We start from the raw sequence: 22,309 nt of genomic DNA on the forward strand, positions 1-22,309 counted from the left end.
AGGCCTCTTTTTCGTATATCGTCAGGCAAGCTTCTGTCCGCAATTCGGGCAAAAATTCGCGCCTTCCGTTTTCGTTCCGCAGTTCGGACAGAATTTCGGCTTATCCGCTCCTTCCGAGCCGTTCGCCGGTGCCGTCCCCTGATTCTGCTGACTTTGATCTTGCTGCGGCTGGTTCTGCTGATTTTGATTCATTTGGTTCATCATTTGATTTGCCACATTCATTCCCATCATCATGCCCGCCATGTCGGAGGCGGCGCCGCTTCCGTTCATTTTGCCGGATGACATTCCGTCCGTCATGGAAATCTGCTGATAGCGGTTCACATCGCCCACCATGCCGTAAGAAGCGTTTTTCGTAATCATATCCTGAACTTCCTGCGGATAGTTAAAGCTCATAATATTGAAGCCCGTAATCGACATGCCGTCTCCGATCAGCTGCATATCAAGATCTTCTTGAATCCCTTTTCCGATTTCAAAGGAATTCGACTGCAGATTGAACATGTCTTTTCCTTCTCTGGTGATCCATTTCATCAAAAGCTGATCAAGAATAGACGTAATCCGGATTTTAATGTCCTCCACTAAATAGCTGTCTTTGACACCCGCAATCTTATCAATCAATCCGATGTAGTCAATGACCTTGAAGTTAAATGTGCCGTTTGCGCGGATCGGCATACCGCCCGGCATACCTGCCGCCGGAATGTTGATGGCGTTTTTTGTGCCCCACTTCACGGTGAACTCCTTCGTATTCACAAACAGCACTTCAGCCCGCATGCCGCTGTTAAAACCAAACTTAAACCCTTTTAGTGTAGATAGAAACGGAATGATTTCTGATTCGATATCATAATCGCCGTCATCACGGAAAATCCCTTCAATCTTCCCATTGTATAAAAAGATGGCATCCTGTCCCGGCCGGATGATCAGACGGCTGCCTTTTTTAATTTCACGGTTATTCCATTTATAGAAAACCATGTCGTCTCTGAATTCTTCCCATTCCACCACATTTGCTAACTGATTTCTGAAAAAACCCATGTATGCTCAAATCCTTTACATATAATTTAAAAACTTCCCTTGCTTCCGCTGTAACTCGTGCCGCCCCTCGTGACTCCGCCGTCATTGTCATTATCTTTATCAGGCTTTTTTTCTCTTGTAACGTCGGTTCGGATATATGTGTCGTGCTGGCTCAGCACTTCAGACGTATCGTGATCCATATACGTGCTGCCGGTGACGGTGACCTTGCCGCCGGAATTGTACACCATCACAGTGACGGCGATTCCGGCCGCGGCTGCGGCAATAATGAGCTGAAACCACCATGTGAGCAGCAGATTGTCAGACTTGTCGTCCGGGCTTTTCCCCATATCTTTATAAGCCATCTTGATGTAGGTCTGAAACGCCTTTTCATAATGGCCTGCGGAAATATCTGACGAGATCGTATTCCTGATCGTATTCAGCCGGCTGTTATTCAAATACGTCTCCGCCTTTTTATATCCCGAGATAAATACTTCCCGATTTTTCATATCAATGGTCAATATCGCCGTACTTCCGCTAAAATGACTGTCATAAAAATCACCGGCGTACTGCTCGATGTCCTTACCGCCCGTTCCGTTTGCGGTAAGAATGATAAAATCGGTATGGCGCTTTGCCCCCAGCTTCCCGGCCAATTCCTCAAGTTTCTTCGTTTCATCCTTCGTTAATAAATGAGCATTGTCATAAACATATTGCTTCTGTTCCGCGGCAGACGCCGATGTATGTAAAGAAAAAGACAGCATCAGAAAAAGGACGAAGCAGAAGAGACACGCTTTTTTTATGGATACTTTCATCAAAAACCGCCTCCTATCATAAGTGAGACGAGTCTTAATGCTACAAACGCACCGGCGGTTATGCCGCCGAACCACGCGGCCACTTTTCCGGCACTGATCGGCGGTTTGCCGACAACCTTGCCCGTCTGCCCGTTCATCGCAAAAATGTGCTCAGCCCGCTCATAGTCGTAGCTGACCATCCAGACCGGAAGCAGTACGTAAAAGCTGCTGATTTTATCGGTCTGAATCTGCTCATCCGTAATGTCAGCCGTCGTATATCCGGAGAAGGTGGATCTGATATAAGAATCAATATAATGGCTGATTTTATCCTTCGCGCGCGGAAAGAGATCGTCATCGGTATAATTGTACTTTTCCGCTATATATCCCGCTAAATAGGCCGTATTAAACTCCTTCAGCTCACTGTATGAGTAAGGCTCCAATTTGTCCATTAATTCATCATTCATTTTTTCTGAAGCGTCGACCGGAATTTTGAGATAATCAAGATTGATATCGCGGTACGCGTTGTAATACTCGGTCTCCGTCACCCGGTATTCTCCATCATCATAGTGATGCACTCTCGTACAAACGGCATTGACCTGAACCTTGCTGTTTAAATCAAACATCCAAAACGGCACGTACATGCCGGTTATGCTCTTCATCCGGTCGGCAGACATAAATCCTTTCGGTGTCAGACGGCCGTTTCGGCACCACTTTTTAAAAGCGCTCATGGCCTCTTCTTTACTGATCGTAAAAGGGATCACCATCGAAGGCGCGAGATTTCCCGATAATCGGTCGGCGAGAACGGCGGCTCCTCCGCAAAACCCGCACGTCGTGGCCGTCGTTTCCGCCTCAGTCATTAATACCGCGCCGCAATTCTCACAGCGGTACTCGTTCGCCTCATTTTCGGAAAATCTCGTCGTTATATACTCTTTTGGCAGGCTCTCAATCTGATCCTGCCGCCCGCAGCTGTGACATGTCAGCATGCCGGATGAACTGTCAAAGACCATATCATCGCCGCAGTTCGGGCATTTATAAGAAATGATCATTCTGTTTCTCTCACTTTCTCTTTATATCGGACAAAGCTGCAGCCCGCTGTCTATTGATCTTTACTGAAAAGCATTTTCTGCTTGAGCGCCGCCAATTCATCATCGACACTGCTTTGATTGCTGTCATATTTAGCCGTCAGCTCGTCAATATCGTCTTTCGGAGACGCGTTCAGCTCAGCCATCGCATTGGCGTGATCAAGCGCTTGGTTGACCTTGTCTTCCATTCTGCCGAAAGCTGTCAGCGATTGGCCCGCATTTGACACAGAGGACCCCAATTTGTTCATTCTCTCCTGCGTTTTTGCCACAGACCACTTCGCTTTGATGGCATTTCGGCGCGACTCAAGCTCTCCGATATCAGCGACAAGCTTGTCATGCATTTTGCGCATTTGAGACGCGTTGGATGAAGCGAGCTGATAAGCCGTTTGCAGCTCGGTCAGTCTTGATTCAACAGCCGCTTTCCTTTCCAAAAATGTCCGCGCATCAGCTTCATTGCCGGCCTGCAACGCTTTCATCGCATAACTTTCCATCTTTTCGGCATCAGCCTGGCATTCAGTTAGCGCTCTTTTCGCCCGCTGTTCCTCAGCCATGACAGAAGCCGTCTCCGCTTTCACTTTTCCTAAATCACTGTTCAGATTCCGCAAATATTGATCAACCATTTTTTCAGGTTTTTCAGCTTTATCCAGCAACGCATTGATATTACTTGACATGATGTCTTTAAATCTTCCTAAAATACTCATTTTTCATTTTCCTCCCAAAATTAAATAGTAACAAGTTCACAGTTATATATACTGTTTTTTTCAAAAAAAGTTTCATTTTCTCTTGAATTTATGTATTTTTATATGAAAATAGTCTCATTCAGCCCATTTGTGCCGGCGGAAATTCTTTATGACCAGATACAGTGAGAACAAAAAATAAACAAACAGCCCGATCATCAACCCGCTCACTAACGGATAATGCTTCGCCGCATACACAAAGAAATCCAGCTGCGAAATCTGTTCCGGACTTGTAATCGTATCCGTCCCATTCAAAAGCTTTGAGAATTTAGCCGTATAATTCCAATCAAACGAATCAGAAACAAGCTCACTCCCCTGATACCAATTGACAGCGGCGAGACAAAGAAAACAAAAAACAGAAAACGCGCATTGCACAATAAGAAAAACATGTTTCATGAAAAACATTCCTCCGCGGTTCAATATCATAGGCCGTCATACTATACATGACGGCAGCAGCAGAAACTTGGTTTTACTCAGAACTGATAAAAACGTGATTGTATGTACTTCACAGCGGTTCAATTTACTGGATGCCTTTCTAAAGTATACCGTATATCGTAAAGGGTTTCAGACCTAAATAAAGAGGATGCTTCCCGAAGTCCGATGACTTTCAAGAAACATCCTCCATACTTTACAGTGATACTTCAACCTCTTTTAAGCTCGGCAAAGCATCGATCGCACCGATTTTGGTGCACACGAGCGCCCCCACCTTATTGGCAAATGAGACAATATCACGCAGCTTCGCAAAATCATCGGCTGCCGTCTGAATCTCATCGGTGCGCGCCAGCTGATACAGCGCCGCGCCGACAAACGCATCTCCCGCTCCCGTTGAGTCTATTGATGTCACCGGAATGCTCGGAATGATGTCAATATCCTTCCCATTTGATAGAAGGGTTCCGCTTTTCCCGAGTGTCACCGCCACAATGCCGGCTCCGATCTCATGAAGAACCGCAACACCTTCTTTATGATCCTTCGCACCGCTGATGATCTCAAGCTCTTCGTCACTGACTTTCACAAAATCACTTACGGCAACGGCTTTTTTTGCGGTGTTTATAAACTCTGAAACTCTTCCTTTCCATAAATCCTCACGGTAGTTAGGATCGAAGGAAATAAACTGTCCATTGTCTTTCGCAATCGACATCAGCCGTAAATAGGCTGAGCAAAACGGATCAGATAACAATGCTGTCGCTGATCCGAAATGAAGGATTTTCGCATCGTTTACCTTTTCCAGATCAATATCCTCCAGCGTAAACAAAGCGTCCGCTCCTCTGTTAAACACAAAGTCGCGCTCCCCATTTTGTTTTAATGAAACAAACGCAAGCGTTGTAGGCGCTTTCTCATCCATGACGAGCATAGAGGTATCGACGTGTACGGCGTCCAATGTCTGCTTCAGAAAATACCCGAACGGATCTTTGCCTGTTTTTCCGCTGAAAGCCGCGTCTCCGCCCAGCTTAGCAATCGCTGCCGACACATTCGCCGGTGCGCCGCCGGCACTTTTTAAGAAATTACGTCCTTCCGTCAAATCAACATCCACATCGGTACAAAAGAAATCAATTAACAATTCTCCAATACAAATAACAGATTGGCTTCCCACATTATCACACTCATTTATCAATTCTCGATTATAGTTTCAGTATAGTGCTTTCTGTCATAAATACAACCGTTTACATAGAATATTTTAAATTTTACGTATACTCATCTTGCAGCTCTTTGCTCCAGATCAGACATCATCTGCTGATATTTTTTTTCAGTTAAAGGATAAAAAGAAATAAGAATAATAGACAGCAGAATGAACAATCCCGGGATGAGCGCATTCATATTTTTAATCGCATTCAATGACGAGGCTGTCTGATCGGTATTCGCGGCATATCCGGCGATTCCGAGATAAACGGCCGAAAATGACCCGGCTAGCGCAACTCCGAGCTTATTGATGAAACTCATGCTCGAAATCACCACGCCATCAGCCCGGACTCCGGTTTTCCATTCCGCATAATCGACACAATCGGCAACCATTCCCCAAGCAAGCGTATTTAAAGGCGTCGTAAAAAATCCCGAAACGAAAAGCCAAAAGAAAATAAGCGGCAGCGAAGAATACGATGTAAACTGAAGGCCCGCATAAGAAATCAGCGATAGCGCCGCCGTGATGATCATAACCTGCTTCCGGCCCCGCTTCTCAGAAAAGAAAGGAATAAACAGATTGCTGATCAGCGCTGCGCCGAAAAACAACACGGTTCCTAAAAACACAAATTCCTTATGGCTGACGTTATACGTAAAATAATACACCATCGTGCTGAGCTTAATGTTAAACCCAATCGCAAACGCCAAAAATGCAGAAACCAAAATGAGCAAAGGCTTGTTTCGGAACAAAACAGACAACGTCTTTTTCATTCCTTGTTTTTTTCTTTTTTCAGGCTGAATCCGTTCCCGCACAGTAAAGAAACTGAACAGATTCAACGCGATGCTCACCGCCGCATAGATAAGCGCCGTCATCTGGAATCCAAACGCCTGATCTTTCCCGCCGATCAGATCTGCAAGCGGTGTCGCACAGGAAATCGATAACAGAATTCCGATATAAACCAAAATCATCCGGGTCGTCGTCAGAACCGTCCGTTCCTCCACGGAATTCGTCATCCGCCCCGTTAAGCTGTTGACCGGAATCGTCTGCATGCTGAAGGACATCCCAAGCAGAATATAAGTGATGTACGCATAAACCATGTTCCCCGTCTCGCCGAAATGAGGCGTCGTGAAGCATAAGAACGTAAATAGCGCAAAAGGAAACGCCACCCACAAAAGATACGGCCTTGCCTTTCCCCACCTTGTATTCGTCTTGTCTAAAATCACGCCCATAATCGGGTCAAAAATAGCATCCAGCACCCTTACGATAAGAAACAAAGCTGCGATGACCGCAGGCTTAATGCCGCCGACGTCTGTATAGTAGAATAATAAGTATGCGTTTACAAACTGAAAGATAATATTGTACGACATATCGCCGAATCCGTAGCCGATCCGTTCCATCCATGACAGGCCGCGATATTTCGTCTTTACTGCCGCTGCTTTTTCTGTTTCAATCATCATTTCCCACCCCAAGAATCCGTTTTCATTTTTGATAAGCAAGAGGGAGAATGCAAAGATCCTCCCCGTTCACTCAGCGATTTGGATACACCATCACTTTTAAGCATTCATTTTTGTATTGAAAGGCCCGTTCCATCGCCTCTTGCGTCTTCTCCAGCGGATATTGGTCCGTTATAAGGTGCTTCGTGTCCACTATGCCGGAAGCGAGAAATTCAATTCCCTTCGGATACGTATTCGCATAACGGAAGATTCCGTAAATATCAATCTCGTTATCCGCAATAAACGGCACATTGAGCGGAATCTCGTTCTGAGAAGGCAAACCGACAATCGCCAGTTTTCCGCCCCGGCGCACGGAAGCCAGTGCGGATTGCAATGCCGCCGGATTCCCCGCTGTTTCCCAAGCAGCATCAACGCCTATGCCATTCGTGATCGTTTTGATTTCTTCACCGGCATCCTGTTCCCGGACATTGATGACATGCGTCGCTCCCATTTTTTTCGCAGCTTCTAACCGCAGCGGCTCCAAGTCGGTCACAATAATTGTGCCTGCCCCGTATGCTTTCGCTGCCGCAACGGCCATCAGCCCCACAGGGCCCATTCCCATGATCGCAACCGTTGAACCGGGCTGAAGCTTCGTTCTCGAGGCCGCATGAATGCCGACAGAAAACGGTTCAATCAAAGCCGCATCTTCATAGGATAGTGAATCCGGAATCGAGAAAACAAAGTCCTGGCGCATTTTGATATATTGGACAAACGCGCCGTCAACCGGCGGTGTCGCCAAAAACTGTACATCCGGGCAAAGGTTATAACGCCCCTCCTTACACGCCTCACAGCGTCCGCACGTAACACCAGGTTCAACAGCGACGCGGTCACCGACTTTGAATTGATCAACAGACGAGCCGACAGCTGCGATTTCTCCCGCACATTCATGCCCAAGGATAAATGGTTTTTCCACTACATAATTGCCTATTCTGCCATTTGTATAGTAATGCAGATCAGATCCGCAAATTCCGACAGCCATCACCTTAATCAACACTTCATCATGATTGATCTCAGGCACGGGCAATGTTTCGATTTTGATTTCTCTCGTGTTGTGCATAACCGCCGCTTTCATGTTTTGAGGCACTGTGTGAGTCATTTGGCAAAATCCTTTCTCTGCTTTGAAATGTAAGTGCATACATTTTTGTTTTCTCTATTACTGCCCCTATTTTATCTGCTTTTCAAGACGTTCAACAGCCTTTCCTGCTGTATAAAAGGACAGCCGCACTGTATACTTTTTATTTTTTCATATACAAAAAACACTGAATTGATAAAATAGTACTAATAGGAGGTGCAGGCTAATGGCTGAACTTGAAAACCGGACACAATTTGCAGAACTGCTGGCACCTGCCGTCAAATCGCTGAAACATCATCCTGATTACAAAATCAAAAGGACAAAGAACGTAAAATCCGGACAGTCTTATATAGATCAAATCGCACTCCGAATAGGCGTTTCCTCTAACACGATCAAAAGCTGGATCGGACAGATGGGCGCAAACTACATTCCCGGACGAATTGACGACGGAAAGCTGTTCGGCATGATCTGGATCATTATAGAAAAGACTGACATGGATCCTGAATGGCTGACCGGCCTTCTGGAAACCACCACCATTCCCGTCATCAAACCCGCATTGCCCGTTTGGACGGCGTCTTGTCTAAAAAAAGCAAAAATACTCCGGAAAGACGGATCATTCGGAGCGCCGAGTGATGAAGATGTTGAAAAAGCAGTAAAGCGGCTGTTTCATGACAGACCAAGCCACGAAACGAATGCGCTTACAAGAAAGTCCATCACGCATAACTTACCGTCACGCCGGACGGGGAACTTTATCGGACGCGGCTTTGATATGGAAGCAATCCGTCAATGGATGCTGTCTCCGTCACCGGTCTGTTTAATCACAGGCTGGGCCGGCATGGGAAAAACAACGATCGCTCTTGAAGCAGCCTACCTTTGTGCCGGCGATTCACCAGATTGGCCGGCATTCAACAGCATCATCTGGATCAGCGCTGACTGGAAAGGATTGAGCTTCAGCGATTTTTTAAACACGATCGCCTATCAGCTCGGACGCACCGAACAAATCGACAAATCAATCAACGAAAAACGGTTCGTCGTCCGCAATGCATTAGCCGCTCATTCAAACGAAAAACCGGTATTGCTGATCGTTGACAGCATTGATACAGCGGAACGTGACATTCACGAATTTATCATCGGCCTTCCGCAAGGTGTAAAAGTCCTCCTTACGGCACGGGAAAACGTAAAACAGACATACCGGGACGGCCTCGGGGAACTGGCGGCCATCCAGCTGAGCGGCCTTGAACAAACGGATGCCCTTGAATTTTTCCATCAAGAAGTGCACCGCTGTCTGCAAACATGCAACCTCCCGCATAAACAGGAAAAGCTGGAGCAGCTGCTGCGGCTATCGCCTGACCTTAAGAATGAATTCGTCTCGGCAGCCGCCGGCAATCCGAAGGCCATGGCACTCAGCATCGCTTACATGTCAGACGACGACATCCCCGCTCCCCAGCTCATACAAGAGCTTAAACAAGCAGGCTACTCATTATTGGAATTGTTTGAGGTTCTCTTTGGCCGCACATGGGACAGATGTCATGAAGACACACGAAAACTGTGGCAGACGCTTTGCTTTTTCGCTAAGCCCCCTGATGAAAAAAGCTTGGCTCAAGCGGCTGGATTAGACGTCAGGCGGTTTCATTACGCGATTGAGCAAATGCGGTCATATGCTTTAATACAGCCGGAACGAAGCGAAGGAAGTATTCAATACGCTGCCCATCAAACCGTTGTCGCTTACGGAGAACAGCACTTATCCGAAAATCACGAATTTGCAAAAGAAGCCCGCAGCCGCTGGGCGCATTATTATATTGATTATGCGGAAACCCATATAAAGCGGGAACAGCCCAATTCAGTCTATTGGAGCTACTTGCTGGGACGGAATTTAGAGCAAATGAAAAAGGAATGGCCGAACATCCTAAAGGTCATCGAATGGTCGAGCGAAACCGGACAACATGACATCCTGATCAAACTCATCATCCGCATCAGCCACTTTCTAAGCAGAATCAACCTGCCCCTGCGAATCGAATACGGATTAAAAGCCGCCGATGCCTCCCGTCAATCAGGCGAACACACGCGGGAAGCTTACTTTCGGATCGACACGGCAGGCTGGGCGCTGATGGAAGTCAACGATTCAGACGGAGCTCTCAGGCAAATAGAAGCCGGCCTGAAGATACTCGAACAATCAGGCGCGCCGGATCACGACGACTTGAAAGTATGGGGAACCGCCCTGCTATCGAGGCTGCTGTTAAAAACCGGAGAACCGGAAAAAGCGGCAGCAATGCTGGACGGCATCAAAGATCAGCCCGTCTCCCCCATTATCCGGCACAGGGTTCTTCTGGTTCGCGGTGACCTGAGTTTCGCCCGCTCTCACTACGAAGAAGCCATCACATTATACGAAGCGGCAAACACAACCAGCGCCGCATACGGCGGCGAAAAAACAATAGAAGCCTATTTCAACCTGGGCATGGCTTACGTAAAGTGTGATCAACTCGAAAAAGCGGAAAAAGCCTTTGAACAAATGCTCTATGACAAACACAACGCCAATCAAGTTGAGTTGATCTACTATTATTACGGAATGGCACAGCTGTTGTATCGTAAAGGAGAGAAAACGAAAGCGATGGAATCGAATCAAAAGGCGATTCGTTTGATTGATTCGTGGGAGCCTGGGATTGGGATTCGGGGTGAGGTTGAGCAGCTGAGAATGGTGCTTGAAGGAAATGGTGAAGTCACATTGTAGTTAGGAAAGTGTGAATTCCATCTAAGATAAACCCCTCACACCTTATTTATAAATAAATCAGGCCTTATCAGTTGAGTTAACTGATAAGGTCTTTTTTGCTAGAATGCATGAGCAATTCAGATGAAATCAAATATCCACCCTTGATATAACAAGGGTTTTTGCTGTTTATTTGCATTATTCCTCCTAACATCATGAAAAATTAGTTTTTAATTTTGAATCAATGTTTAGCAGTGATGGGATACCAAATCTGTCAAAATGATAAAACCAGTACTAGGGCTACACTAGAACTTAATAGGATGTCAAACTGTATGTGGCCTTTAATGTTTACAGCTAGCAGTAAGTTGAATGATTTCCAACTTTGATATTTCAAGTGATATTTTATAGTTTATTCTCTTCCGCTAAGAATTTTTTAGAAAAAGTGGTAATTTCCCCTTGAAATTTAATTGATTATAGTCGATTATATATAGGTATTATATTATATAAACTGGGGGTTTTAGGTGAAGAAGCAACTCTTTTTATTCATGTCTTTAGTACTATCATTAGTTTTTAGCGGCTTGTAGTAGCTCGACAAATGATGTCTCACAGGGATAGTGATTCAAAAAATAAAAAAGCTTGAAAGACTAAAGATGACTGTTCTAAAAAAGTCGTTGCAATATGCTGAAGCACTGGGCATGAGTTAATCTGGGCGATATAAAGATCATGAGAGACAAGATAAACGTCGTAATAAACATCAAAAATACAACTGACAAAAACCTGACCTTTTATTCTGACCAAGGAATGTCGTTATTGGCAATTAGCTGCAAACATGTTCTTAACTGATGGAGAAGTCCAAGGCGGAATAAAACAAAAAGGCGTATTTGAATTCTCTGCTCCATATGAAAAAATGATGTTGATAAAGTCAAAGAAATGAAATTAAACCTTGGAGATGTTGTCACATAGACTTCATGAAAAATAAAGCTGTATAAATTACAGTACCAGTTAAGTAAGGGAGAGTTTAACAATGAAAAGAACAACTGAATTTGTTTTAGGATTATTGGGTGGAATTTTTGGTTTTATTGGGGCGATCATGGCATTGATTATTGGTGGACTTGATGCCTCTTTTAATTCAAGCGGTACAAGCGAAATCATTGGTTTAGGCTGGGGAGCTGTTGTCCTATCAATTTTGGGTATTGTCGCTTCAGTAGTAGTTAAGAAGAAACCTAAAGTCGGAGGAGTATTGCTCCTTATCTCAGGAATTGGCGGAGTAATTTGTATATCAATGTTCTATTTACTGCCTGCTGTTCTTCTTATTATTCCAGGGATCATGGGACTTGTCAGAAAAGATAAAACGACAACAACAGCAGCTTAAAGAAAGGCCCTTAGCAGGGCCTTTCTTTTTTAGCCAATAAAAAGTAAAAGTTCTCGATATGTTAAATTTATACACATTTTAAAAATCCACCATTGTCAAGATTATATAAGCAAATTGCAGATTTACTTGCCGTAATGTAAAAGCATAACAATACTAAAAGTTTATCCTTCAAAATGAAAGAGGATGCTTCGCAAAAGTCCATTAGACTTTCGGAAACATCCTCAATTTCAGAATTTCATGAAGAAATGTTATCAAAATGTTATTTTTTTGAGCATTTCAGATGATATCAACGGTCAAACCCTTGGTATATCAAAGGTTTTCTCCGTTTGATTACATCATTCCGCCCATACCGCCCATTCCGCCCATGTCAGGCATTCCTGCGCCGCCGGCGTTTTCTTCCGGTTTGTCAGCGACAACCGCTTCAGTTGTCAGGAGCATTGCTGCTACAGAAGCTGCGTTTTGAAGTGCAGAACGTGTAACTTTTGTCGGGTCAACGATACCTTTTTCGATCATGTTTACCCATTCGCCGGTTGCTGCGTTGAAGCCTACGCCGATTTTTTCGTTTTTCAGGCGCTCAACGATGACAGATCCTTCAAGACCTGCATTGTGCGCGATTTGACGGATCGGCTCTTCAAGCGCGCGAAGCACGATGTTGATACCTGTTTGCGCATCGCCTTCAGCTTCAACTGCAGCGACTTTGTTGTATACGTTGACAAGCGCTGTACCACCGCCGGATACGATGCCTTCTTCAACAGCTGCGCGAGTTGAGTTGAGGGCATCTTCAATGCGAAGTTTACGCTCTTTCAGCTCAGTTTCAGTCGCAGCGCCGACTTTGATGACAGCTACGCCGCCGGCAAGTTTCGCAAGACGCTCTTGTAATTTTTCTCTGTCGAATTCAGAAGTTGTTTCTTCCACTTGAGCGCGGATTTGGTTGACGCGTGCAGCGATTTTTTCAGTATCGCCGGCGCCTTCTACGATTGTTGTGTTTTCTTTCGTTACCACAACTTTAGAAGCGCGTCCCAATTGTCCGATTTCAGTAGATTTCAGGTCAAGGCCTAAGTCTTCTGTGATTACTTCTCCGCCTGTAAGAACAGAGATGTCTTCAAGCATTGCTTTACGGCGGTCACCGAAGCCAGGAGCTTTAACGGCAACAGCGTTGAATGTGCCGCGAAGTTTGTTGACAACGAGTGTAGCAAGAGCTTCACCTTCAACATCTTCAGCGATCAGAAGCAATGGTTTGCCTTGCTGTACAACTTGCTCAAGCACAGGAAGGATTTCTTGAATGTTTGTGATTTTTTTGTCTGTGATTAAGATGTAAGGATTGTCAAGAACCGCTTCCATCTTATCAGAGTCAGTCACCATGTAAGGAGACGCATATCCGCGGTCGAATTGCATACCTTCCACAACTTCAAGCTCAGTTGTGAAACCTTTAGACTCTTCGATTGTGATGACGCCGTCGTTTCCTACGCGCTCCATTGCTTCAGCGATAAGGCTTCCGACTTCCTCATCAGCAGCAGAGATCGCAGCAACCTGAGCGATAGACTCTTTGCCTTCGATCGGCTTAGAAATTTCTTTTAAGTTTTCGATTGCAACGGTTACAGCTTGTTCCATACCTTTACGCACGCCGACAGGGTTAGCCCCCGCAGTTACGTTTTTCAAGCCTTCGCGGATCATAGCCTGCGCAAGTACAGTCGCAGTCGTCGTACCGTCACCGGCAACGTCGTTTGTTTTGCTGGCTACTTCAGCTACAAGCTTCGCACCCATGTTTTCAAACGCATCTTCAAGTTCAATTTCTTTTGCGATTGTCACACCGTCATTTGTAATTAACGGAGAACCGAATTTTTTCTCCAGAACCACGTTGCGTCCTTTTGGCCCTAAAGTTACTTTTACAGCGTCAGCAAGCGCATCGACACCGCGAAGCATAGCGCGGCGTGCTTCTTCACTAAACTTAATATCTTTTGCCATGTTAACGAAACCTCCTCGAATTTTTAAAAATATTTATTTGCTTAGCCGATAACAGCTAAAATGTCGCTTTCACGTAAGATTAAGTATTCAGTACCTTCGTATTTCACTTCAGTACCGGCGTATTTTGAGAAGATAATGCGGTCGCCCTCTTTTACTTCTAAAGCAACGCGCTCTCCGCTTTCCAACACGCGACCTGAACCGGCTGCCACGATTTTGCCTTCTTGCGGCTTTTCTTTTGCAGAATCCGGTAATACGATTCCGCTGGCAGTTTTTTCTTCAGATTCTACGAGTTCAATGACAACGCGATCACCTAATGGCTTTAACAATGTAATAACCTCCTCAATAGTATGAATATGTAATTTTAGCACTCAGCTCTAAAGAGTGCTAACACAGTTATTATAATAAAGAATCTCACTTCCAATTTCAAGTCATAAGAATAAAAAATTTTCACGCTTACATGATTCTCTCTCGCACTGATTTTCTCCTTTTTTCACGTCAAGTTCACTTGTGTTACAATAAGAACAAATAAGTTGATTTTATAGGATAAAGGAGTACATATCATTTGAGAAAACAGTATTGGTATATCATTTTGACATATGTTATCATGCAGCTTTCCGCATTGATCGGCATTCCTTTAATGTACAAATTCGGCTATGCGGGCGGGCACCCTACGAATGCGAATCTCACCATGGCTCAGGGGATTTATTCCGTCGTAAGCTTTTTTATCTGCCTGATTATCGTTCTCTTGATTTTGAGAACCGCGCCGAAGCAGACATTAAGAAACGGGAAGAAAGCATCCGCCGGCATGTCCGTTCTCTGGGCGGTCGCGGGAATATGGCTCGCTTTATTTTCTCAGGGAATCGCCGGGATGATTGAGCAGTATGTCTTTCATGTGGGCAGCGGTTCCGAAAACACGAAAGCCATTCTCAACATTATTAAAGCCATGCCGCTCATGATTATCGTTTCTTCTATCGTCGGGCCGATTCTTGAAGAAATCATTTTCCGGAAGATCATCTTCGGTGTATTATATGAAAAAACGAATTTCTTTATCGCCGGACTGATCAGTTCCGTCATTTTCGGCATTGTGCATCAAGACCTCACGCACCTGCTGCTGTATACGGCCATGGGCTTTACCTTTGCGTTCTTGTATGTGCAGACGAAACGGATTATTGTGCCGATATTCGCCCATGTCATGATGAATACCATTGTCGTGGTCATGCAGCTCGGCCCCGCCCAAAAATATATTGAACAGCATAGTGAGCAAATGCAATTAATTATTGGAGGATTGTTTGTATGAGGAACCCAATGACTTGGGGCTTGATTTATTTCGCAGTCGGCTGTATCTTTACGTATTTGGCCGCAAGCTCTCCGGGAAGCATGTGGTCTTTTTATTCCATACTGCTGATGGTTTTCGCCGCTTATAATATCAGCATCTCGTTTAAAATGTTCGCCTTCTCATTTAAAGTGAAGAAAAATCAAAAATAAAAGAAAAGCCATTTCTCATCATGGAGAAATGGCTTTTTTTATGCTGATACGTCCTGATCAGATTCACTGCCGGTCTGCCTTTTCCGATACGCCGCTTTTGAGATCAGAATGCTGATCTCGTATAAAATGCAAAGCGGAATGGTAATCATCAAGTGAGACAGCAGCTCAGGCGGCGCAATCATCGCGGCGATCACAAGCAGCACAAAATACGCATACTTCCTGATCTTCGATAAAAACCTCGGCGTGATAACACCGAGTCTCGTTAAAAACATGATCAGCACCGGCATCTGAAACAGCAGTCCGAACGGAATCGTCAGCTGCAGCAGAAAATGAAAGTACTCGGTAATCCCGATCACCTGGTTGACATCCAGGTCATTCGAAACCCGCTTCATAAAATCAACGACCAGCGGAAATAAAATATAATAAGAAAACGACACACCGCCGACAAACAGCACGATCGAAATCGGAATATAGCTGAGTGTTACTTTGCGCTCCTTCTCATACAGACCCGGGCTGACAAACGCCCAAATCTGATAGAGAATAATCGGCGAAGTCAAAATGATGCCGATGATAAACGCGAACTGCAAAAAGATAAACAGCGGATCCGTCAGGTTAAAAGCATTAAGGGTGAGCTCTTTTACTTCATCGGCTTTTTGAAGATACACAATGATAGGTTTTGCCAGAAAAAAGCCTGCAATAAAGAAAACCGTAAAGGATAACGCCACAATCAGCAATCGTTTCCGAAGTTCGGCAATATGCTCCACAAGCGTCATTTGATTCACTCTCATACGCGTCATCCTATCTTACTGTTCTTCTTTCTTTTTTTCCTCTTCTTCACCGGCTAATCCCTTAGTAGCATTCTTAAATTCACGAAGCGTGTCTCCCGCCGCTTTTCCTAATTCGGGAAGCTTCTTCGGACCGAAAATAATCACCGCCACCACACCGATAACCGCCAGGCTTCCAGGACCGATCATGTGCAGCTCCTCCTTTCGCTATTCAATTTCTTCCAAAACAGAATAATGCTTTAAGAAATAAACCAATGATTGAAGTTCTACAGCTAAATCTATATGATGAATTCGAATGTGATCCGGCACATTCAAACGGGCCGGCGTAAAGTTAAGGATTCCCTTGATTCCGAGCGACACGAGCCGGTCGGTGATTGACTGCGCGGCAACCGCCGGAACGGTAAGAATCGCCACGGGTTCATCCTTAATGTGAAGCTCTAAATCATTAAGATCAAAGACAGGCACACCGCCTACCTCAGTTCCTATTTTACTCTGATTCACATCAAAAGCCATAGATATTTTGGTGTTATTATTTTTTGTGAAATTATAGTGAAGAAACGCCGTCCCTAAATTCCCGACACCGATCAAAATGACATTCGTCGTTTCATCCTGATCCAGTGTTTTTCTGAAAAATGACAGCAGGTAATCCACATTATAGCCGTATCCTTTTTTGCCGAGCGCCCCGAAATAGGAAAAATCCCGGCGGATCGTGGCCGAATCGACTTTTACCGCGTCGCTCAGTTCAGCTGATGAAACGCGCTGCTTTCCTGACGCGTGTAAATTCTTTAAAAAGCGATAATAAAGCGGCAGCCGTTTTGCCGTCGCCTGTGGAATTTTTGATTGATCCTTGTTCATGATTGGTCCTCCACTTTATACTCAGATGCATCTCTTTTAAAATCACCGTTTTTGCCTCCTGTCTTTTCCATGAGGCAGGTCGGGCCGATGACCATTCCTTTATCCAGCGCCTTGCACATATCATAAACGGTCAAAGCGCAGACTGAAGCGGAAGTTAGCGCTTCCATTTCCACACCTGTACTCCCTTTCGTTTTTACGCTTGCCTGTATATGAAGAACGGCTTCGGAATCCTTTTCCTCCCAGCCGAATGAAATGTCGACGCTGCTTAAAGAAAGCGGGTGGCACATCGGGATAATCGCTGACGTCTGCTTTGCGGCCATAATTCCTGCCACCTGTGCGACAGCCAGCACGTCTCCTTTTCCGATCTCGCGGTTTTTGATTCTGCTGTACACGTCATGCTTCATGTGTACGCTGGATATCGCAGCGGCAGTACGGACTGTTGAAGATTTATCGCTTATATCCACCATGCGGGCACGGCCTTCTTCATTAAAATGAGAAAATCCATTCATATTTAAACTCTCCTTACTTCTGATCATACACTATTTTCTCCCTGATGTCTTATCCTATAATGTTCCAATTCTGATGTATTGTTTGCTGACAGCAGGTTGATAAGCTACACTTAACTTATTATAACAGAGGTGAAATAATATGATGATCTTACAAATTAATCAGCTATCCAAATCTTTTGGCGCTGATCCTATTTTAAACAATATAAAGCTTGAAGTCAGATCTCGGGATCGCATCGCCATAGTAGGCAGAAACGGAGCCGGCAAATCAACTCTCCTTAAAATTATCGCAGGTCACCTTTCATATGAAAAGGGTGAATTAATCAAACCGAAAGAATTAACGATGGGATATCTTGCCCAGCACACAGGCTTGGAATCCCGGCTTACCATAAAAGAAGAACTGCTGAGCGTTTTTGATTTCCTGAAAGCAATGGAAAAAGAAATGCGCTCTATTGAAGAAAAGATGGCCACGGCCGCCCCCGCGGAGCTTGAGACGCTGATGAAAACCTATGACAGGCTTCAGCAGGATTTCAAGGATAAAGGCGGCTATCAATATGAAGCGGATGTCCGATCAATCCTTCACGGCCTCGGCTTCGGAAAATTTGACGATTCCGTGAAAGTGCAAAGCCTGAGCGGCGGTCAGAAAACAAGACTTGCGCTCGGAAAACTGCTGCTGACCCAGCCTGATCTGCTTATTCTGGATGAACCGACGAACCATCTCGACATCGATACGCTCACTTGGCTTGAGCATTATTTACAGGGATATTCAGGCGCCATTCTGATCGTTTCCCACGACAGATACTTTCTTGATAAAGTCGTCAGCCAAGTGTACGAGGTCTCACGGACAGAAAGCAAAAAATACCTCGGCAACTACAGCGCCTATTTAGAACAAAAAGCTGAGCAGTATGAGAAAGACCTGAAGCTGTATGAAAAACAGCAGGACGAAATCGCCAAGCTTCAAGATTTTGTCGACCGCAATCTGGCCAGAGCTTCTACAACGAAAAGAGCCCAAAGCAGACGAAAACAGCTTGAACGGATGGACGTCATGGCAAAGCCGCTCGGGGATGAAAAATCAGCCGCCTTCCGTTTTGACATTACAAAACAGAGCGGAAACGACGTCCTGCGCGTACAGGATGTTTCCATCAGCTATGACGGCCAGCCTCCGCTCTTGAAAAACCTGACCTTCGGCATGACAAGAGGCGAAAGCGCCGCCCTCGTCGGACCGAACGGAATCGGCAAATCAACCTTGCTGAAAACCATTATGAATACAATCAGTCCGGAATCCGGATCGATCACGTACGGTTCCAATGTCACAATCGGCTATTATGATCAGGAGCAGGCTGAACTGACCTCGTCCAAACGCGTGCTGGACGAGCTGTGGGATGAATATCCGGACATGCCGGAAAAAGAGATCAGGACATGCCTCGGCAACTTCCTGTTCAGCGGAGACGATGTCCTGAAACCGGTCCGTTCGTTAAGCGGCGGGGAGAAAGCAAGAGTCGCGCTTGCCAAGCTGATGCTTCAAAAAGCAAACTTTCTCATCCTTGATGAACCGACAAACCACCTTGACCTGGACAGTAAAGAGGTGCTGGAAAACGCCCTGATCGACTACCCGGGAACACTGTTATTTGTCTCGCATGACCGCTACTTTATTAACAGGATCGCCACAAGAGTGCTGGAGCTCTCACCTGATCATGCAGAAGAATATTTGGGAGACTATGACTATTACACCGAGAAAAAAGCCCAGCAGCTGGAACTGGAAGAAATGAAGCGGCAGGAAAAGGAGCAGGCTCAGCCTGCCGGCAAGGTCAAACAGGATACGAAAAGAACTTACGAGGAAGAAAAAGAATGGAAGAAGAAAGAACGGCAGCGCCTGAGACGCATTGAAGAAATCGAAGCAGCCGTCTCATCCGCCGAAGAGAAAATCAGCGCCAATGAGGAGCTGCTGTGCGATCCTGACGTGTATCAGGATCATGAAAAGGTACAGACCATTCACGCGGAGAATGAAGCTCTGAATCAAGAGCTCGAGAACTTATTAGCAGAATGGGAGGAACTCTCCTCAGAAGAATAGAAAAAGTCAAGCACCTCTTTAAGGGGTGCTTTTTTATCCACAGCTATCCTCCTTGTCAGCCATGTAAGTAAGCGTTTTATACACACTATCCACAAAATTTTCTGACTTTATCCACTTTACTAACAACTTACAGCCCCTTATCCAGCCTGGATTTCTGGATATACTCACAATCCTGTGGATATGTTAGAATTATCTGTTAATAAGTAAAAAAAGCCTCACGTTTTACAACGTGAGACGATCAAAGGATGTTAATTCCAAACCGGGCTGTCCGTTCATATCATATGAGCCCCGAATCCCCTTTTCAAAAGCAACGGTTCCGGCAGCCGCAATCATCGCTGCATTGTCCGTGCATAAAGAAAGCGGCGGGATGATAAGCTCGGGATCTCCCGAATGGCTGAATTCCTGCTGAAGTGCGGCTCTCAGCCCTTTGTTAGCGGCTACGCCCCCTGCCAGCAGCACTTGTTTAACCCCGTATTCTTTCGCGGCCTTAGAGGTTTTTGCCGTCAGTACATCAATGACACTCTGCTGAAAGCTTGCTGCAAGATCCTCCGGAGGAATCACCTCATTTTTTTGCGAGGCGTTATGAAGCGTGTTAATCACGGCTGATTTTAGGCCGCTGAAGCTGAAATTGTAAGACCCTTCTTCCAGCCACGCACGCGGAAGCGGAATGGAATCCGTTCCCACAGCAGCCAGCTTATCAATCTGCGGCCCTCCCGGATAAGGAAGCCCCATCGTTCTTGCCACTTTGTCGTAAGCTTCGCCTGCGGCATCATCCAGCGTTTCACCGATAACCTCAAATGAACCGTGCTCTTTCATATAAACCAATTCCGTATGTCCGCCTGACACAACCAAAGCAAGCGCCGGGAACTGAAGCTCTCCTATCAGCCTGTTTGCATAAATATGACCCGCAATGTGATGGACACCGACTAGCGGTATTTGATGGGCAAAGCTTAACGCCTTTGCCGCATTGACTCCGATTAACAGGGCTCCGACAAGTCCGGGTCCTTCCGTTACGGCAATCGCATCAAGATCATCAAAGCCCATCTCCGCTTTTGAAAGAGCTTCCTCAATCACAAGGGTGATCTGCTCCACATGATGTCTGGACGCTATTTCAGGCACGACCCCGCCGAAACGTTTATGGCTTTCAATTTGAGAAGCGACGACGTTTGAAATAATTTCATTCCCGTTTTTTACGACTGAGGCCGCTGTTTCATCACAGCTTGTTTCGATTCCTAATACATAAATATCTTGTTTTTCACTCATGTAATGTCACCCACATTAATAACGCATCTTCCCCGTTATCTGTATAGTATTGTTTTCTGATTCCACCGGCCTGAAGACCGAATTTTTTATATAAGGATTGGGCGGGATGATTTGAGACCCTGACTTCGAGAGAGAGCCTTCTTGCCTTTTTTTCTCTGCACAATTCTATCGCAGAGCGAAACAGCGCTTCTCCCAATGATTGGCCCCGATATTCCGGCTTAATGGCTATGTTCGTAATCTGCGCGTCATCTATAATAATCCAGATTCCGCAATACCCCGCCAGACAGCCGTCCTTTTCAATGACAAGGTAGTGGGCATACGGATTTTCCAAAAGCTCATGATAAAATGAATCCTTCGTCCACGGAGAAGTAAAGGATGCTGTTTCAATTTCATAAATTTGATCAATATCTTCCGGCCGCATGCTTCGAATCGCCGTTTTCGTTTTCATCCCTATCACCCTATTTTTGAGATTCCATCCATTTCGCTTCAGCCTCTGCCAGACGCAAATAATCCGGAACAAGGCTGTGGACATCCGCTTCTTCTTTTTCCAAGCCTAAAAACGCCAGCTCTGACGGCCGCGGATTATGCTGTGCAGCCGTTCCTATCACTGCTTGAGATGTCAGCTCATGCAGAATGGTTTCTTCATGAATCGCTGTATCGTGCCCTAAAAATAAAACCGGAGACGCTTTTTCTTTCAGCATGCCGAGCCAATCAGTCAAAAGGACATTCTGATCTGGAAGAACGGATTGTAATCGGCCGTCCTGATATTCATAAAGTCCCGTATATACCTGTCCGCGCCGGGCATCAAATAACGGGCAGATCAGTCCTTGAAAGTGCCGTCCGTTAGCCGCCAGCACCTCCAGACTCGAGACAGCGGAAACCGGAAGCTTCAGCGACCATGCCAATGTTTTTGCCAGCGTCACACCGATTCTGACACCTGTATACGATCCCGGTCCTTTCGCCACCGTTATTTTTGTAAGATCCTGCGGTGTTAGGCCGCAATCCTTCAGCAATGAATTGACAGCAGGCATGGCCCGCACGGAATGATTCTTTTTTAAATATGTAATATACTCCGCCATCACCGTTTTGTCACGAACGAGCGCGGCACCCAGCGTGTAATTTGACGTATCAATTGCCAGTATTGTCATGTTTATTTATCTCCTCACAAAGCGTTTCATACCGTGTTCCGCAAGCCGTAAAGGTAATGTCCCTTGCCTCATCACCGGCTCTCTTGATAACGATCTGCAGCCGTTCAGCAGGCAGCTGATCCTGAATTAAATGAGCCCATTCAATTAAACAGACGCCTTGTCCCTCAAAATATTCTTCAAGCCCTAAGTCTTCGCTTTCATCCTCCATACGATACACATCCATATGATATAGAGGAAGCGAACCGTCATGGTATTCTTTTATAATTGTAAAAGTCGGGCTGTTTACCACTCTCGTGATTCCCAGTCCTTCGGCAAAACCCTTTGTAAAAGTCGTTTTTCCCGCGCCTAAGTCGCCTTCCAGTG

The 22,309-nt window shown here is 45.5% G+C and carries 23 protein-coding genes (1 of these 23 cut by a window edge); 5 read left to right on the forward strand and 18 right to left on the reverse strand.

The genetic code is table 11. The annotated features are described in order from the left end of the window. Positions 1 to 21 precede the first annotated feature (21 nt). From CXL14_RS00150 to gutB, 8 genes are all read right to left on the reverse strand, one after another. Positions 22 to 1,026, reverse strand: a complete 1,005-nt coding sequence (locus CXL14_RS00150; RefSeq protein ID WP_014417078.1) for an SPFH domain-containing protein — start codon at positions 1,024 to 1,026, stop codon at positions 22 to 24. 26 nt (positions 1,027 to 1,052) lie between these two features. Continuing rightward, the gene (locus tag CXL14_RS00155; protein ID WP_014417077.1) at positions 1,053 to 1,814 is read right to left on the reverse strand and encodes a TPM domain-containing protein; all 762 of its coding nucleotides are present in this window, start codon (positions 1,812 to 1,814) and stop codon (positions 1,053 to 1,055) included. Then, positions 1,814 to 2,839: a TFIIB-type zinc ribbon-containing protein gene (locus CXL14_RS00160; protein WP_014417076.1), complete on the reverse strand. Its 1,026-nt coding sequence runs from the start codon at positions 2,837 to 2,839 to the stop codon at positions 1,814 to 1,816. The genes CXL14_RS00155 and CXL14_RS00160 overlap by 1 nt, the downstream gene beginning before the upstream one ends. 50 nt (positions 2,840 to 2,889) lie before the next feature. Further along, complete coding sequence (locus CXL14_RS00165; protein ID WP_014417075.1) at positions 2,890 to 3,576, reverse strand: PspA/IM30 family protein; 687 nt, start codon at positions 3,574 to 3,576, stop codon at positions 2,890 to 2,892. A 114-nt stretch (positions 3,577 to 3,690) separates the two neighbouring features. Further along, on the reverse strand, positions 3,691 to 4,008 hold the full coding sequence (locus tag CXL14_RS00170; RefSeq protein WP_014417074.1) for a YjdJ family protein: 318 nt from the start codon (positions 4,006 to 4,008) through the stop codon (positions 3,691 to 3,693). A gap of 232 nt (positions 4,009 to 4,240) precedes the next feature. After that, on the reverse strand, positions 4,241 to 5,203 hold the full coding sequence (locus tag CXL14_RS00175; protein WP_014417073.1) for a carbohydrate kinase family protein: 963 nt from the start codon (positions 5,201 to 5,203) through the stop codon (positions 4,241 to 4,243). Positions 5,204 to 5,304: 101 nt separating this feature from the next. Next, complete coding sequence (locus tag CXL14_RS00180; protein ID WP_020861281.1) at positions 5,305 to 6,681, reverse strand: MFS transporter; 1,377 nt, start codon at positions 6,679 to 6,681, stop codon at positions 5,305 to 5,307. 73 nt (positions 6,682 to 6,754) lie between these two features. After that, the gene (gene gutB / locus CXL14_RS00185; RefSeq protein WP_014417071.1) at positions 6,755 to 7,816 is read right to left on the reverse strand and encodes a sorbitol dehydrogenase; all 1,062 of its coding nucleotides are present in this window, start codon (positions 7,814 to 7,816) and stop codon (positions 6,755 to 6,757) included. Positions 7,817 to 8,018: 202 nt separating this feature from the next. On the opposite strand from gutB, the gene CXL14_RS00190 reads away from it, so the two are divergent. Both CXL14_RS00190 and CXL14_RS00200 read left to right on the forward strand, forming a co-directional pair. Further along, entirely contained in the window at positions 8,019 to 10,520 is a 2,502-nt protein-coding gene (locus CXL14_RS00190; protein WP_014417070.1) for a tetratricopeptide repeat protein, read from the forward strand. A gap of 1,000 nt (positions 10,521 to 11,520) precedes the next feature. Next, a complete protein-coding gene (locus CXL14_RS00200) occupies positions 11,521 to 11,868 on the forward strand; it encodes a DUF4064 domain-containing protein (protein ID WP_014417068.1) in 348 nt (115 codons plus the stop codon). A 330-nt stretch (positions 11,869 to 12,198) separates the two neighbouring features. On the opposite strand, the gene groL is transcribed toward CXL14_RS00200, so the two are convergent. Beyond that, positions 12,199 to 13,833 carry a chaperonin GroEL gene (gene groL, locus CXL14_RS00205; protein ID WP_003155941.1) on the reverse strand — a complete coding sequence of 545 codons (1,635 nt, stop codon included), beginning with the start codon at positions 13,831 to 13,833 and terminating at the stop codon, positions 12,199 to 12,201. A gap of 41 nt (positions 13,834 to 13,874) precedes the next feature. Beyond that, positions 13,875 to 14,159 (reverse strand): co-chaperone GroES, encoded by a 285-nt coding sequence (groES, locus tag CXL14_RS00210; RefSeq protein ID WP_003155970.1) that lies wholly within the window; start codon positions 14,157 to 14,159, stop codon positions 13,875 to 13,877. Positions 14,160 to 14,395: 236 nt separating this feature from the next. Between groES and CXL14_RS00215 the strand changes: the two genes are divergently transcribed. Then, positions 14,396 to 15,130, forward strand: coding sequence for a CPBP family intramembrane glutamic endopeptidase (locus CXL14_RS00215; RefSeq protein WP_003155972.1), 735 nt, complete (start codon positions 14,396 to 14,398; stop codon positions 15,128 to 15,130). Next, entirely contained in the window at positions 15,127 to 15,318 is a 192-nt protein-coding gene (locus tag CXL14_RS00220; RefSeq protein WP_003155975.1) for a YdiK family protein, read from the forward strand. Before CXL14_RS00215 ends, CXL14_RS00220 begins: the two co-directional genes overlap by 4 nt. A 38-nt stretch (positions 15,319 to 15,356) precedes the next feature. Here CXL14_RS00220 and tatC read toward each other — a convergent pair whose 3' ends face one another. The 4 genes from tatC to moaC are packed head-to-tail and all read right to left on the reverse strand — an operon-like array spanning position 15,357 to position 17,467. Continuing rightward, a complete protein-coding gene (tatC, locus tag CXL14_RS00225) occupies positions 15,357 to 16,115 on the reverse strand; it encodes a twin-arginine translocase subunit TatC (RefSeq protein WP_007609791.1) in 759 nt (252 codons plus the stop codon). Between the two features lie 6 nt (positions 16,116 to 16,121). Next, the gene (locus CXL14_RS00230; protein ID WP_003155981.1) at positions 16,122 to 16,292 is read right to left on the reverse strand and encodes a twin-arginine translocase TatA/TatE family subunit; all 171 of its coding nucleotides are present in this window, start codon (positions 16,290 to 16,292) and stop codon (positions 16,122 to 16,124) included. Between the two features lie 18 nt (positions 16,293 to 16,310). Continuing rightward, positions 16,311 to 16,958 (reverse strand): redox-sensing transcriptional repressor Rex, encoded by a 648-nt coding sequence (locus CXL14_RS00235; RefSeq protein ID WP_003155984.1) that lies wholly within the window; start codon positions 16,956 to 16,958, stop codon positions 16,311 to 16,313. Further along, the gene (gene moaC / locus CXL14_RS00240) at positions 16,955 to 17,467 is read right to left on the reverse strand and encodes a cyclic pyranopterin monophosphate synthase MoaC (RefSeq protein ID WP_003155986.1); all 513 of its coding nucleotides are present in this window, start codon (positions 17,465 to 17,467) and stop codon (positions 16,955 to 16,957) included. The genes CXL14_RS00235 and moaC overlap by 4 nt, the downstream gene beginning before the upstream one ends. 139 nt (positions 17,468 to 17,606) lie before the next feature. Here moaC and CXL14_RS00245 point away from each other — a divergent pair, with 139 nt between their 5' ends. Further along, the gene (locus CXL14_RS00245) at positions 17,607 to 19,535 is read left to right on the forward strand and encodes an ABC-F family ATP-binding cassette domain-containing protein (protein ID WP_014417066.1); all 1,929 of its coding nucleotides are present in this window, start codon (positions 17,607 to 17,609) and stop codon (positions 19,533 to 19,535) included. Between the two features lie 222 nt (positions 19,536 to 19,757). On the opposite strand, the gene tsaD is transcribed toward CXL14_RS00245, so the two are convergent. The 4 genes in view from tsaD to tsaE are tightly spaced (at most 10 nt apart) and all read right to left on the reverse strand, a layout consistent with a single transcriptional unit that may run on beyond the window. Beyond that, positions 19,758 to 20,798, reverse strand: a complete 1,041-nt coding sequence (gene tsaD, locus CXL14_RS00250) for a tRNA (adenosine(37)-N6)-threonylcarbamoyltransferase complex transferase subunit TsaD (RefSeq protein WP_007408855.1) — start codon at positions 20,796 to 20,798, stop codon at positions 19,758 to 19,760. Continuing rightward, on the reverse strand, positions 20,791 to 21,246 hold the full coding sequence (gene rimI / locus CXL14_RS00255; RefSeq protein ID WP_003155993.1) for a ribosomal protein S18-alanine N-acetyltransferase: 456 nt from the start codon (positions 21,244 to 21,246) through the stop codon (positions 20,791 to 20,793). Before rimI ends, tsaD begins: the two co-directional genes overlap by 8 nt. Before the next feature lie 10 nt (positions 21,247 to 21,256). Then, complete coding sequence (tsaB, locus tag CXL14_RS00260) at positions 21,257 to 21,946, reverse strand: tRNA (adenosine(37)-N6)-threonylcarbamoyltransferase complex dimerization subunit type 1 TsaB (protein WP_014417065.1); 690 nt, start codon at positions 21,944 to 21,946, stop codon at positions 21,257 to 21,259. After that, positions 21,927 to 22,309, reverse strand: the 3' portion of a protein-coding gene (gene tsaE, locus CXL14_RS00265) for a tRNA (adenosine(37)-N6)-threonylcarbamoyltransferase complex ATPase subunit type 1 TsaE (RefSeq protein WP_014417064.1). 94 nt of this gene lie beyond the right edge of the window; only the last 383 of its 477 coding nucleotides appear in the window; the start codon falls outside the window, past its right edge; its stop codon occupies positions 21,927 to 21,929. The genes tsaB and tsaE overlap by 20 nt, the downstream gene beginning before the upstream one ends.

The organism is Bacillus sp. SJ-10 (assembly GCF_002843505.1).
In the GTDB taxonomy this organism is placed as follows: Bacteria; Bacillota; Bacilli; order Bacillales; family Bacillaceae; genus Bacillus; species Bacillus velezensis.

What these genes read in the sequence shown, in the direction of transcription:
- CXL14_RS00200 (WP_014417068.1), top strand. Translation starts at nt 11,521, where the DNA reads ATGAAAAGAACAACTGAATTTGTTTTAGGATTATTGGGTGGAATTTTT.
- CXL14_RS00230 (WP_003155981.1), bottom strand. Translation starts at nt 16,292, where the DNA reads ATGATCGGTCCTGGAAGCCTGGCGGTTATCGGTGTGGTGGCGGTGATT.
- CXL14_RS00190 (WP_014417070.1), top strand. Translation starts at nt 8,019, where the DNA reads ATGGCTGAACTTGAAAACCGGACACAATTTGCAGAACTGCTGGCACCT.
- CXL14_RS00235 (WP_003155984.1), bottom strand. Translation starts at nt 16,958, where the DNA reads ATGAACAAGGATCAATCAAAAATTCCACAGGCGACGGCAAAACGGCTG.
- groL (WP_003155941.1), bottom strand. Translation starts at nt 13,833, where the DNA reads ATGGCAAAAGATATTAAGTTTAGTGAAGAAGCACGCCGCGCTATGCTT.
- CXL14_RS00155 (WP_014417077.1), bottom strand. Translation starts at nt 1,814, where the DNA reads ATGAAAGTATCCATAAAAAAAGCGTGTCTCTTCTGCTTCGTCCTTTTT.
- gutB (WP_014417071.1), bottom strand. Translation starts at nt 7,816, where the DNA reads ATGACTCACACAGTGCCTCAAAACATGAAAGCGGCGGTTATGCACAAC.
- CXL14_RS00170 (WP_014417074.1), bottom strand. Translation starts at nt 4,008, where the DNA reads ATGAAACATGTTTTTCTTATTGTGCAATGCGCGTTTTCTGTTTTTTGT.
- tatC (WP_007609791.1), bottom strand. Translation starts at nt 16,115, where the DNA reads ATGACGCGTATGAGAGTGAATCAAATGACGCTTGTGGAGCATATTGCC.
- CXL14_RS00160 (WP_014417076.1), bottom strand. Translation starts at nt 2,839, where the DNA reads ATGATCATTTCTTATAAATGCCCGAACTGCGGCGATGATATGGTCTTT.
- CXL14_RS00220 (WP_003155975.1), top strand. Translation starts at nt 15,127, where the DNA reads ATGAGGAACCCAATGACTTGGGGCTTGATTTATTTCGCAGTCGGCTGT.
- moaC (WP_003155986.1), bottom strand. Translation starts at nt 17,467, where the DNA reads ATGAATGGATTTTCTCATTTTAATGAAGAAGGCCGTGCCCGCATGGTG.
- tsaD (WP_007408855.1), bottom strand. Translation starts at nt 20,798, where the DNA reads ATGAGTGAAAAACAAGATATTTATGTATTAGGAATCGAAACAAGCTGT.
- CXL14_RS00165 (WP_014417075.1), bottom strand. Translation starts at nt 3,576, where the DNA reads ATGAGTATTTTAGGAAGATTTAAAGACATCATGTCAAGTAATATCAAT.
- CXL14_RS00245 (WP_014417066.1), top strand. Translation starts at nt 17,607, where the DNA reads ATGATGATCTTACAAATTAATCAGCTATCCAAATCTTTTGGCGCTGAT.
- tsaB (WP_014417065.1), bottom strand. Translation starts at nt 21,946, where the DNA reads ATGACAATACTGGCAATTGATACGTCAAATTACACGCTGGGTGCCGCG.
- CXL14_RS00180 (WP_020861281.1), bottom strand. Translation starts at nt 6,681, where the DNA reads ATGATTGAAACAGAAAAAGCAGCGGCAGTAAAGACGAAATATCGCGGC.
- CXL14_RS00150 (WP_014417078.1), bottom strand. Translation starts at nt 1,026, where the DNA reads ATGGGTTTTTTCAGAAATCAGTTAGCAAATGTGGTGGAATGGGAAGAA.
- rimI (WP_003155993.1), bottom strand. Translation starts at nt 21,246, where the DNA reads ATGAAAACGAAAACGGCGATTCGAAGCATGCGGCCGGAAGATATTGAT.